A 13,106-nucleotide genomic window follows, 5' to 3' on the forward strand; every position below is an offset into this window, starting at 1 on the left:
TAAGACACGGATAGTCATAGGGAATTGGTAGTGCTAGGACTCTTCAATAAAAAAGCCAACACGCTTCTGGGGATCGACATCAGCTCCACGTCGGTGAAGCTGCTTGAGCTAAGTCGCCAGGGCGAGCGTTATCGGGTCGAGGCCTATGCGGTCGAGCCCTTGCCCGCCAACGCGGTGGTCGAAAAAAATATCGCCGAGCTCGAAGGCGTGGGCCAGGCACTCTCTCGCGTGCTGCTCAAGGCCAGAACCAACCTCAGGAATGTCGCCGTGGCCGTCGCCGGCTCGGCCGTCATCACCAAAACCATCGAGATGGATGCAGGTCTTTCCGACGACGAGATGGAAAACCAGCTGAAGATCGAGGCCGATCAGTACATCCCTTATCCATTGGATGAAGTCGCCATCGACTTCGAAGTCCAGGGCGCGTCGGCGCGTAACCCCGAGCGGGTGAATGTGTTGCTGGCAGCCTGTCGCAAGGAAAACGTCGAAGTGCGTGAAGCCGCCCTGGCGCTGGCCGGCCTGACGGCACGTGTGGTGGACGTCGAGGCTTATGCGCTGGAACGATCATTCGCGTTGCTGGCCGGTCAGCTGGCGGTCTCGCAGGAAGGGCTGACGGTTGCGGTGGTCGATATCGGCGCGACCATGACCACCCTGAGCGTGCTGTACAACGGGCGGATCATCTACACCCGCGAACAATTGTTCGGCGGTCGTCAGCTGACGGAGGAAATCCAGCGGCGATATGGCCTGACCCTCGAGCAGGCGGGGCTGGCGAAGAAGCAGGGCGGGTTGCCGGATGATTACGTCAGTGAAGTCTTGCAGCCGTTTCGCGATGCGCTGGTGCAGCAGGTTTCCCGGTCGTTGCAGTTCTTCTTCGCCTCCGGTCAGTACAACGCGGTCGATCACATCCTGCTTGCTGGCGGTACCGCGTCGGTCCCGGGGCTTGATCGCCTGATCGAACAGCGGCTGGGCACGCCGACCCAGGTGGCCAACCCGTTCTCCGACATGGCGTTGAGCAGCAAGGTCAACGCCGGTGCCCTGGCAGGTGACGCGCCGGCACTGATGATCGCCTGCGGGCTCGCCCTCAGGAGTTTCGACTGATGGCGCGGATCAATCTTTTACCTTGGCGCGAAGAGCTGCGGGAAGAGCGTCGCAAACGCTTTTTGCTGGCGCTGGTCGGCGTATTGGTGTGCTCGGTGGGCGCGATTTTTATTGCGGATCAGGTCATCAGCAGTGCCATCGACCGGCAAGTGGCCCGTAACGATTACATCGGCAAACAGATTGCCGTGGTCGACGAGCGCATCAAGCAGATCAGCGATCTGAAATCCCGTCGCCAGCAGCTCGTCGAGCGCATGCGCATCATTCAGGACCTGCAAGGCAACCGTCCGATCAGCGGGCGGATTTTCGACCAGTTGGCGCGTACCCTGCCGGACGGGGTGTATTTCACCGAAGTTAAAATGGCCGGTAAAACCCTGTCCATTACCGGCGCGGCAGAATCGAACAATCGTGTTTCGGACCTGATGCGCAATCTGGATGCGTCCGACTGGTTCGATGCGCCGAGTCTCACCGAGGTCAAAGCCACCACCGCCGGGCAGCTGGATCAGGCCAACGTCTTTCAGTTGACCGTCCGTCAGACTCAGCCCGCCGTTGTGGAGGCTGGCAAATGAGCCCCTCGGAATGGTTGGACGGTCTGCGCAAGATCGACATCAACGATCTGGACACCAACAACATGGGTTCCTGGCCGCCGGCGATCAAGGCCCTGGCGGGTATCTTGCTCATGGTTCTGGTGCTGACCCTGGGATACACCTTTTACATCAGTGATCAGGAAGATCACCTCACGCTCAAGCGTGAAGAAGAGTCGACCCTCAAGGAGCAGTTCGCGACCAAGGCGCATATGGCGGCGAACCTGGAGCTGTACACCCAGCAGATGAAAGAGATGGAGAACTCTTTCGGCGTGCTGTTGCGGCAATTGCCCAGTGACACCGAAGTGCCTGGCCTGCTGGAAGACATCACCCGCACCGGCCTCGGAAGTGGGCTGGAGTTCGAGGAGATCAAGCTGCTGCCGGAGGTTACCCAGCAGTTCTACATCGAACTGCCGATCCAGATCACCGTGACCGGCGCCTATCACGACCTGGCGACGTTCGTCAGTGGCGTGGCCGGGTTGCCGCGGATCGTCACGCTGCATGATTTCGACCTCGCGCCGGCCGACCCCGAAGGCGGTCCGAAACTGCGCATGAGCATCCTGGCCAAGACGTACCGCTACAACGACAAGGGGCTGCAGAAATGACCCCGATTCGTTGCTTTTTGATGGTTGTGTTGTTCGCCGGCCTGGCCGGTTGTGGCAATGGCAATGACGTCGGTGACCTCGACGCTTACATGAACGAGGTGCGCCTGCGACCACCCGGCAAGATTGAACCAACGCCGACATTCCGGTCTTACCCAACGTTCACCTACAACGCTGCCAACCTGCGCAGTCCGTTTTCCCGGCAGGTCAGGGTCGACCTGGCGGGGCAGAAGCGCGGCTCGCGCAACGTCAAGCCCGACCCCAATCGGGCCAAGCAATACCTCGAAGGTTTCAACATCGAGCAGTTTGAAATGGTCGGCACGATCTCCAATGCCACCGGCTCCTTTGCGCTGTTGCGCGGGGCAGGCGGGGTGCATCGGCTGAAAGTCGGCGATTACCTGGGGCGTAACGATGGACGGATCGTCGCCATCAGCGGCTCGCAAGTCGATGTGGTCGAAATCGTTCCCGACGGCGAAGGCGCCTGGCTGGAACGACCACGGACCATCCCTTTGAAAGAGCACTCATAGTGGAACTCGAATAATGAACAGGATTTTCTCAACCCTCGGTATCTCGCTATGGATAGCGTTGCTGTCGCCGATGGTACAAGCGGCCAACCTCAAAGCGCTGGATGTCGCCGCGCTGCCGGGTGATCGTGTCGAGTTGAAGTTGTCTTTCGATGGCCCGCCACCGCAGCCTCACGGTTACACAACCGAGTCGCCGGCACGCATTGCGCTGGATCTGCCCGGCGTTGTCAGTCAGCTCAAAAGCAAAAATCGTGAGCTGGGCGGCGGAAATGCCCGCAGCGCCACAGTGGTGGAGGCCAAAGACCGTACGCGGCTTATCATCAATCTGACCCAGTTGACCCCGTACAACGCGCGGGTCGAAGGCAACAGTCTGATCGTGGTGGTTGGGCAAGGCGCCAATAGCAAGGCGTCCCGGCCGGCGACCAGCGCTCCCCGCGCCGCGACTGCAACGCCCGCCCCGACGAAAGCCTACGCCCCCGTGGGCAAGACCATCCGCGGTGTGGATTTCCAGCGCGGCACTCAGGGTGAAGGCAATGTGGTGATTGATCTGTCGGATCCGTCCATTGCCCCGGACATTCAGGAGCGCGACGGCAAGATCATCCTCGGCTTCGCCAGAACCCAATTGCCAGAGCCGCTGCGCGTTCGCCTGGACGTCAAGGATTTCGCCACGCCAGTTCAGTTCGTCAATGCCAGCGCCACGGGTGACCGGGCGACGATCAGCATTGAGCCCAGCGGCGCCTTCGATTATTCGACCTACCAGACTGACAACAAGCTGACGGTCAGCATTCGGCCAATGACCGTCGATGACCTGCAAAAGCGCAATGCAGAGCGTTTTGCCTATACCGGTGAAAAGCTCTCGCTGAACTTCCAGGACATCGATGTACGTTCGGTTCTGCAACTGATCGCCGATTTCACCAACCTCAATCTGGTGGCCAGTGACACGGTGCAGGGCGGCATCACGTTGCGTTTGCAGAACGTGCCGTGGGACCAGGCGCTGGACCTGGTGCTGAAAACCAAAGGCCTGGACAAGCGCAAGATCGGTAACGTCCTGCTGGTGGCGCCGGCCGACGAAATTGCCGCTCGCGAGCGTCAGGAGCTGGAGTCGCAGAAGCAGATCTCCGAACTCGCGCCCCTGCGTCGTGAACTGCTGCAGGTCAACTACGCCAAGGCTGCCGACATTGCCAAGCTGTTCACCTCGGTGACCAGTGCCGAAGCGAAAATCGACGAGCGGGGTTCGATCACGGTTGATGAGCGGACCAACAACATCATTGCCTACCAGACCCAGGACCGGCTCGACGAACTGCGTCGCATCGTTGCGCAACTGGATATCCCGGTGCGTCAGGTGATGATCGAGGCACGAATCGTCGAAGCCAACGTCGACTACGACAAAAGCCTCGGCGTGCGTTGGGGTGGTTCGGTGCAGAACAAGGGTAACTGGAACACTTCCGGGGTCAGCAATGGTTCGTCGACCACCATTGGTACGCCGGGCAGCACCAGCACCAACTCGCCGTTTGTCGACTTGGGCGCTGCGGGCAATACCTCGGGGATCGGCATCGCCTTCATCACCGATAACGTGCTGCTGGACCTGGAACTGACCGCAATGGAGAAGACCGGCAACGGCGAAATTGTCTCGCAACCGAAGGTGGTCACCTCCGACAAGGAAACCGCGAAAATCCTCAAGGGCACCGAGATTCCGTATCAGGAAGCCAGCTCCAGCGGTGCCACGTCGGTGTCTTTCAAGGAAGCGTCGCTGTCCCTTGAGGTCACGCCGCAGATCACCCCGGACAACCGCATCATCATGGAGGTCAAGGTTACCAAGGACGAACCGGACTACCTGAACAAGGTCCAGGATGTGCCGCCGATCAAGAAAAACGAGGTCAATGCCAAGGTCCTGGTCAATGATGGCGAGACCATCGTCATTGGCGGCGTTTTCTCAAATACTCAGAGCAAGGTTGTAGATAAGGTGCCATTTCTCGGTGATGTGCCGTATCTTGGCCGCCTTTTCCGGCGTGATGTGGTTTCGGAGAAAAAATCCGAGCTGCTGGTATTTCTCACTCCGCGTATCATGAATAACCAGGCGATTGCTGTGAGTCATTGATTCTGTGCGAAATTTGATTCTTGTTGGACCGATGGGGGCTGGAAAAAGCACCATCGGCCGGTTGCTGGCCAAAGAGCTGCGCCTGCCGTTCAAAGATTCCGATAAGGAAATTGAATTGCGCACGGGCGCCAATATCCCGTGGATTTTCGATAAAGAAGGCGAACCGGGCTTTCGTGACCGCGAGCAGGCGATGATCGCCGAGCTGTGCGGCTGCGATGGCGTGGTGCTGGCGACCGGTGGCGGCGCGGTGATGCGCGAAGCCAATCGTCGGGCGTTGCATGCCGGTGGTCGGGTGGTCTATCTGCATGCCTCAGTCGAGCAGCAGGTCGGTCGCACGTCCCGCGATCGCAATCGTCCTTTGTTGCGCACCGCCGATCCGGCCAAGACCCTGCGGGATCTGCTGGCGATCCGCGATCCGCTGTATCGGGAAATCGCCGACCTGGTGGTCGAAACCGATGAGCGGCCGCCGCGAATGGTGGTGCTCGATATTCTCGAACGCTTGCAGCAACTACCTCCCCGTTAAAGCGAGGCGCGAAATGCGCTATCCTCGGCGTCCTGTCACGACCGCTCAAGGTTGTGGCGGATTGCTACCGAACGGCGTCACACCAGCAGACGCCGTGGACATTCGTTAACTCAAGGCAGGACGCCTGATTCCATCTTCACTGTGGGGACACATGCAGACACTCAAGGTCGATCTAGGCGAGCGCAGCTACCCGATTCATATTGGCGAAGGTTTGTTGGATCAGCCTGAGCTGCTGGCCCCGCACATCCGCGGACGGCAAGTGGCGATCATCTCCAACGAGACTGTTGCGCCGCTCTATCTCGAACGTCTGACCCGCAGCCTCGCGCAGTTCTCGGTGATTTCCGTGGTGCTGCCCGACGGCGAAGCCTTCAAGACCTGGGAAACCCTGCAACTGATTTTCGACGGCCTGCTGACCGCACGCCACGACCGCCGCACCACAGTGATCGCCCTTGGTGGCGGTGTGATTGGTGACATGGCCGGTTTCGCGGCGGCCTGCTACCAGCGCGGCGTCGATTTCATTCAGGTCCCGACCACGCTGCTGTCGCAAGTCGACTCCTCGGTGGGCGGCAAGACCGGGATCAACCACCCGTTGGGCAAGAACATGGTCGGCGCCTTCTATCAGCCGAACGTGGTGCTGATCGATACCGCCACCCTCAATACCCTGCCGGCCCGCGAACTCTCTGCGGGGCTGGCGGAAGTCATCAAGTACGGGCTGATCTGCGACGAGCCGTTCCTGACCTGGCTCGAAGAAAACGTTGATCGCCTGCGCGCCCTGGACCAGGTCGCCCTGACGTACGCCATCGAGCGTTCCTGCGCCGCCAAGGCTGAGGTGGTCGGTGCCGACGAGAAGGAAACCGGTGTTCGTGCCACGTTGAACCTGGGTCACACCTTCGGACACGCTATCGAAACCCATATGGGCTATGGTGTCTGGCTTCATGGTGAGGCCGTCGCTGCTGGCACCGTAATGGCTTTGGAAATGTCCGCGCGACTGGGCTGGATCAGCGAGCAAGAGCGCGATCGCGGCATTCGCCTGTTTCAGCGTGCCGGCCTGCCGGTCATCCCGCCTGAAGAGATGACGGAAGCCGATTTTCTCGAACACATGGCAATTGACAAGAAAGTGATCGACGGTCGTTTACGCCTGGTGCTGCTGCGCCACATGGGCGAAGCGGTGGTGACCGACGATTATCCGAAAGAAGTTTTACAGGCCACGCTGGGAGCGGATTACCGCGCCCTGGCTCAGCTTAAAGGTTAATAAGATCCCGATGACTAGTTTGCATGCCGACGAGGCTTTCCTCGGCCATTACCAGTTAAGTCATGACCCTTTTGCTCCACGGGTGCCTGGCTTCAAATTCTTCCCGGCCCAGCGCAAACCGGTGCTGGGGCAACTGCATCACCTGGCCCGCTACAGCCAGTTGCTGCTGGTGGTCACCGGCCCTCAAGGCAGTGGCAAGACCCTGCTGCGCCAGGCCCTGGTGGCCAGCACCAATAAGCAATCGGTGCAGAGCGTGGTGGTTTCCGCCCGTGGCGCCGGCGATGCGGCCGGCGTGCTGCGTCAGGTGGCTCAGGCGCTGAACGTTGCCCAGGCTGAGGTCAACGCGATTCTGTCGCAGGTCGTGCAACTGGCGCTGACCGGACAGGAAGTCTATTTGCTGGTGGATGACGCCGAGCAACTCGACGAATCCGCGCTCGAAGCCTTGATGGCCCTGGCGGCCGGAGCGCCGGAAGGTCGCCCGCACGTATTCCTGTTCGGCGAGTCGTCGCTGATTGCGCAACTGGAGGCCCTGAGCCTTGAGGAAGAGCGCTTCCACGTCATCGAATTGCAGCCGTACACCGAAGAAGAAACCCGCGAATACCTGGACCAGCGTCTCGAAGGCGCCGGTCGGGGTATCGAACTTTTCACCGCGGATCAGATCTCTGATATTCACGAAAGCTCCGACGGTTGGCCTGGCAACATCAACCAGGTCGCCCGCGATGCAATGATCGAAGCCATGATTGCCAGCCGCTCAGCGGTCAAGCGTCCAAGTATGGGGTTCAACATGCCGAAGAAACACGTATTGGCGATTTCCGCCGTCGTCGTGGTCGCGGTAGCCGCCGCCTGGTTGATGCCAGGTCGCAGCAAAGCACCGACCACCGGCGCGCCAGCCAACGAACAGGCGCAACTGCCGCTCGGCCAGGGCACGCCACAACCTAACAGTGGCGGTGCGCCTTCCGTCGAATTCGCCGGTAATTCGCAACCGATGCCATTGCCACTGGTCGGCAACTCGCAACCGGTCATGCGCGGGCCACTGGCCGAAGCGGCCGGTGGTATCACCGAAGGCGACGACGGCGTGCCGGTCGAAGGTTCCAGCGCTACACCGCCCACCGTGACCACCACTGCGCCACCAGCGGGCATCCAGCCTGGCCCTGCGCCAACGCCTGCCGCCAAACCGGTGCCAGCGCCGACTCAGGTCGCGACCGCCAAGCCAGCCCCGGTAGCGCCTGCCGTGAAGCCGGCTCCAGCGCCAGCCAAACCTGCCGTCGTGGCCACCGCCAAGCCTGCCGAGAAGCCAGCCGCCGCAGCTGCGAAAGGCGCCGGTGGCACCTGGTACGCCGGGCAACCGACAAGTAACTATGTGGTGCAGATCCTCGGCACCAGCTCCGAAGCGACTGCGCAAAACTTCGTGAAAGAGCAGGGCGGCGAGTACCGTTATTTCAAGAAAGTCCTCAACGGCAAGCCGCTTTACGTCATCACTTACGGTAACTTCGCCAACCGTGATGCAGCCCTTACCGCCATCAAGGCCTTGCCAGCGAAGGTTCAGGCTGGTAAACCTTGGCCTCGCACTGTCGCCAGCGTCCAACAGGAACTGGCAACAACTCGCTGAAGATTCGGCGGCCTTACCCAGGCCGCCTCTCCAAGCACCTCAAAATTTCCGCAAGCGCATGCCGTCTCTCCAGACCGCGTGCCTTGTGGTGTCTGCGTCACAGTAGTCTTTGAGTCGTTGCAGTCAAAATTTAAAAAAGTTTTGACTAGCACAGCAGATCGCTTTAAACCTTTCACAAATGCGACATAGATTTGCGACAGTTCGTCGTCAAATTTGTGAGCGTCTGTGTCGCTGTGTACAATGACCACCCTTTTGCCCCCGCTAAGCCGGCGTACGTTCGGCGCGGATCGCAAGTGGTTGAATTGAAAAGAAATTTGCCTCGAAAAGAGGCAGCCTGGTGAGAAAGTGTCTATGAAAGCAGGTCTGTACCAACCAGATGAATTCAAGGATAACTGCGGTTTCGGCCTGATAGCCCATATGCAGGGCGAGCCCAGTCATACCCTTTTGCAAACGGCCATCGAGGCCCTGACCTGCATGACCCACCGCGGTGGGATCAACGCCGACGGCAAGACCGGTGACGGTTGTGGCTTGCTGATTCAAAAGCCGGATGTGTTCCTGCGAGCCATTGCCCAGGAAACCTTCGGTGTCGACCTGCCCAAGCAATATGCGGTGGGCATGGTCTTCTTCAACCAGGACCCGGTCAAAGCCGAAGCCGCTCGCGAGAACATGAACCGCGAGATTCTGGCCGCCGGCCTGCAACTCGTCGGCTGGCGCAAAGTGCCGATCGACACCAGCGTCCTCGGCCGTCTGGCCCTTGAGCGCCTGCCGCAGATCGAACAGGTGTACATCGGTGGTGAAGGCCTGAGCGACCAGGACATGGCGATCAAGCTGTTCACCTCCCGTCGTCGCTCGTCCGTGGCCAACGCCGCCGACACCGATCACTACATCTGCAGCTTTTCGCACAAGACCATTATTTATAAAGGCCTGATGATGCCGGCGGATCTGTCCGCCTTCTATCCAGACCTCAGCGACCAGCGCCTGCAAACCTCGATTTGCGTGTTCCACCAGCGCTTCTCCACCAACACCCTGCCGAAATGGCCGCTGGCTCAACCGTTCCGCTTCCTGGCGCACAACGGCGAAATCAACACCATCACCGGTAACCGCAACTGGGCCGTGGCCCGTCGCACCAAGTTCACCAACGATTTGATGGACCTGGAAGAACTCGGCCCATTGGTGAACCGCGTCGGCTCCGACTCCTCCAGCATGGACAACATGCTCGAACTGATGGTCACAGGCGGCATCGACCTGTTCCGTGGCGTGCGGATGATCATTCCGCCTGCGTGGCAGAACGTCGAAACCATGGACCCGGACCTGCGTGCGTTCTACGAATACAACTCGATGCACATGGAACCGTGGGACGGCCCGGCCGGCGTGGTAATGACCGACGGTCGCTACGCGGTGTGCCTGCTCGACCGTAACGGTCTGCGTCCGGCGCGTTGGGTCACCACCAAGAACGGTTTCATCACCCTGGCTTCGGAAATCGGTGTCTGGAACTACCAGCCCGAAGACGTGATCGCCAAGGGCCGTGTCGGTCCGGGCCAGATCTTTGCCGTGGACACCGAAACCGGTCAGATCCTCGACACTGATGCCATCGACAATCGCTTGAAGTCCCGTCATCCGTACAAGCAATGGCTGCGCAAGAATGCCCTGCGCATCCAGGCGACCATGGAAGACAACGACCACGGTTCGGCTTTCTATGACGTCGACCAGCTCAAGCAATACATGAAGATGTATCAGGTCACGTTCGAAGAGCGCGACCAGGTGCTGCGTCCGCTCGGTGAACAAGGCTACGAAGCCGTGGGTTCGATGGGCGACGATACGCCGATGGCCGTGCTGTCCCAGCGCGTGCGCACGCCGTACGACTATTTCCGCCAGCAGTTCGCGCAGGTCACCAACCCGCCGATCGACCCGCTGCGTGAAGCCATCGTCATGTCGCTGGAGATCTGCCTCGGTGCCGAGCGCAACATCTTCCAGGAGTCGCCGGAACACGCCTCGCGCGTGATCCTCAGCTCGCCGGTCATTTCCCCGGCCAAGTGGCGCTCGCTGATGAACCTCGATCGCCCGGGCTTCGAGCGCGCGATCATCGACCTCAACTACGACGAAAGCGTCGGCCTCGAAGCGGCCATCCGCAACGTCGCCGATCAGGCTGAAGAAGCCGTGCGCTCCGGTCGCACCCAGGTCGTGTTGAGCGATCGTCACATTGCTCCGGGCAAGCTGCCGATCCACGCTTCGCTCGCCACCGGCGCGGTGCACCACCGCCTGACCGAAAAAGGCCTGCGTTGCGACTCCAACATCCTCGTGGAAACCGCCACCGCTCGCGACCCGCATCACTTTGCGGTGTTGATCGGTTTCGGCGCCTCGGCGGTCTATCCGTTCCTGGCTTACGAAGTGCTGGGCGACCTGATCCGTACCGGTGAAGTGCTGGGCGACCTCTACGAGGTGTTCAAGAACTACCGCAAAGGCATCACCAAAGGTCTGCTGAAGATCCTGTCGAAGATGGGCATCTCGACCATCACCTCGTACCGCGGTGCGCAACTGTTCGAAGCCATCGGCCTGTCCGAAGAAGTTTGCGAGCTGAGCTTCCGTGGCGTGCCGAGCCGCATCAAGGGTGCGCGCTTCGTCGACATCGAAGCCGAGCAGAAAGCACTCGCCGCCGAAGCCTGGAGCCCGCGCAAGCCGATCCAGCAGGGTGGTTTGCTGAAATTCGTCCACGGTGGCGAATATCACGCGTACAACCCGGACGTGGTCAACACCCTGCAAGCCGCTGTGCAGCAGGGCGACTACAGCAAGTTCAAGGAATACACGGCGCTGGTGGACAACCGTCCGGTGTCGATGATCCGTGACATGTTCAAGGTCAAAACCCTGGACACGCCGCTGGACATCAGCGAGATCGAACCGCTGGAATCGGTGCTCAAGCGCTTTGACTCCGCGGGCATCTCGTTGGGCGCCTTGTCGCCGGAAGCTCACGAAGCCCTGGCCGAAGCCATGAACCGCCTCGGTGCGCGTTCCAACTCCGGCGAAGGCGGCGAAGACCCGGCGCGCTACGGCACCATCAAGAGCTCGAAAATCAAGCAAGTCGCGACTGGCCGTTTTGGTGTGACCCCGGAATACCTGGTCAACGCTGAAGTGCTGCAGATCAAGGTCGCCCAGGGCGCCAAGCCCGGCGAAGGTGGTCAGCTGCCAGGTGGCAAGGTCAACGGTCTGATCGCCAAGCTGCGTTATGCAGTGCCGGGCGTGACTCTGATCTCGCCGCCGCCGCACCACGACATCTATTCGATTGAAGACTTGTCGCAGCTGATTTTCGACCTGAAACAAGTCAACCCGAAGGCCCTGGTCTCGGTGAAACTAGTTGCAGAAGCGGGCGTCGGTACCATCGCTGCCGGTGTGGCCAAGGCCTATGCGGACTTGATCACCATCTCCGGCTACGACGGCGGCACCGGCGCTTCGCCGCTGACCTCGATCAAATACGCGGGCGCTCCGTGGGAACTCGGCCTGGCCGAAACTCACCAGACCCTGCGCGGCAACGACCTGCGCGGCAAAGTCCGGGTACAAACCGACGGCGGCCTGAAAACCGGCCTCGACGTGATCAAGGCAGCGATCCTCGGCGCTGAAAGCTTCGGCTTCGGCACCGCGCCAATGATCGCGCTGGGCTGCAAATACCTGCGCATCTGCCACCTGAACAACTGCGCCACTGGCGTCGCGACTCAGAACGAGAAGCTACGCAAGGATCACTACATCGGCACCGTCGACATGGTGGTGAATTTCTTCACCTACGTCGCCGAAGAAACCCGTGAGTGGCTGGCCAAGCTGGGCGTGCGCTCCCTCGAGGAGTTGATCGGCCGTACCGATCTGCTGGACATCCTCGAAGGCCAGACCGCCAAGCAGCAACACCTGGACCTGACCCCGTTGCTCGGCAGCGATCACATCCCGGCGGACAAACCTCAGTTCTGCCAGGTCGACCGCAACCCGCCGTTCGACAAAGGCCTGCTGGCCGAAAAAATGGTCGACATGGCCACCTCGGCCATCAACGACAAGAGCGGCGCCGATTTCGCCCTGGATATCTGCAACTGCGACCGTTCGATCGGCGCACGGATCTCCGGTGAAATCGCTCGCAAACACGGCAACCAAGGCATGGCGAACGCGCCGATCACCTTCCGCTTCAAAGGGACGGCCGGTCAGAGCTTCGGTGTGTGGAACGCCGGCGGCCTGAACATGTACCTGGAAGGCGACGCCAACGACTACGTCGGCAAAGGCATGACCGGCGGCAAACTGGTCATCGTTCCGCCGAAGGGCAGCGTCTACAAGACTCAGGACAGTGCCATCATCGGCAACACCTGCCTGTACGGCGCCACGGGCGGCAAGCTGTTCGCCGCCGGCACCGCCGGCGAGCGTTTTGCCGTGCGTAACTCCGGTGCCCACACGGTTGTGGAAGGCACGGGCGATCACTGCTGCGAGTACATGACCGGTGGTTTCGTCTGCGTATTGGGCAAGACCGGTTACAACTTCGGCTCAGGCATGACCGGCGGTTTCGCCTACGTGCTCGACCAGGACAACACCTTCGTTGACCGGGTCAACCACGAACTGGTGGAAATCCAGCGGATCAGCGGTGAGGCGATGGAAGCCTATCGCAGCCACTTGCAACGCGTGCTGAACGAATACGTCGAGGAAACCGACAGCGAATGGGGTCGTAACCTCGCTGAAAACCTCGACGACTACCTGCGTCGTTTCTGGCTGGTCAAGCCTAAGGCTGCCAACCTGAAATCGTTGCTTTCCAGCACCCGTGCCAACCCGCAGTGATATGCGCCTGAAGAGTTTGATGAGG

General features: G+C 60.4%; 9 protein-coding genes. All 9 read left to right on the forward strand.

The genetic code is table 11. From position 1 onward, the window contains the following. The first annotated feature begins 30 nt into the window (after window positions 1-30). The 9 genes from ACA049_RS02125 to gltB all read left to right on the forward strand — a co-directional run bounded on the left by ACA049_RS02125 (window position 31) and on the right by gltB (window position 13,081). Window positions 31-1,095, forward strand: a complete 1,065-nt coding sequence (locus ACA049_RS02125) for a pilus assembly protein PilM (protein WP_497332750.1) — start codon at window positions 31-33, stop codon at window positions 1,093-1,095. Further along, complete coding sequence (locus tag ACA049_RS02130; protein WP_497332752.1) at window positions 1,095-1,661, forward strand: PilN domain-containing protein; 567 nt, start codon at window positions 1,095-1,097, stop codon at window positions 1,659-1,661. Before ACA049_RS02125 ends, ACA049_RS02130 begins: the two co-directional genes overlap by 1 nt. Then, window positions 1,658-2,281, forward strand: coding sequence for a type 4a pilus biogenesis protein PilO (gene pilO / locus ACA049_RS02135; protein ID WP_497332754.1), 624 nt, complete (start codon window positions 1,658-1,660; stop codon window positions 2,279-2,281). Before ACA049_RS02130 ends, pilO begins: the two co-directional genes overlap by 4 nt. Next, window positions 2,278-2,805 (forward strand): pilus assembly protein PilP, encoded by a 528-nt coding sequence (locus ACA049_RS02140; RefSeq protein ID WP_497332756.1) that lies wholly within the window; start codon window positions 2,278-2,280, stop codon window positions 2,803-2,805. The genes pilO and ACA049_RS02140 overlap by 4 nt, the downstream gene beginning before the upstream one ends. A 13-nt stretch (window positions 2,806-2,818) precedes the next feature. Continuing rightward, window positions 2,819-4,900 (forward strand): type IV pilus secretin PilQ, encoded by a 2,082-nt coding sequence (locus tag ACA049_RS02145; RefSeq protein ID WP_497332758.1) that lies wholly within the window; start codon window positions 2,819-2,821, stop codon window positions 4,898-4,900. Between the two features lie 4 nt (window positions 4,901-4,904). Beyond that, window positions 4,905-5,423, forward strand: coding sequence for a shikimate kinase AroK (gene aroK, locus ACA049_RS02150; protein WP_010464421.1), 519 nt, complete (start codon window positions 4,905-4,907; stop codon window positions 5,421-5,423). Window positions 5,424-5,574: 151 nt separating this feature from the next. Continuing rightward, a complete protein-coding gene (aroB, locus tag ACA049_RS02155; RefSeq protein ID WP_102593630.1) occupies window positions 5,575-6,675 on the forward strand; it encodes a 3-dehydroquinate synthase in 1,101 nt (366 codons plus the stop codon). A 10-nt stretch (window positions 6,676-6,685) separates the two neighbouring features. Beyond that, window positions 6,686-8,284, forward strand: coding sequence for an AAA family ATPase (locus ACA049_RS02160; RefSeq protein ID WP_497332760.1), 1,599 nt, complete (start codon window positions 6,686-6,688; stop codon window positions 8,282-8,284). 351 nt (window positions 8,285-8,635) lie between these two features. Further along, window positions 8,636-13,081, forward strand: a complete 4,446-nt coding sequence (gene gltB, locus ACA049_RS02165) for a glutamate synthase large subunit (protein WP_497332762.1) — start codon at window positions 8,636-8,638, stop codon at window positions 13,079-13,081. Window positions 13,082-13,106 lie beyond the last annotated feature (25 nt).

The sequence above is a fragment of the Pseudomonas sp. LBUM1662 genome, assembly GCF_059695915.1.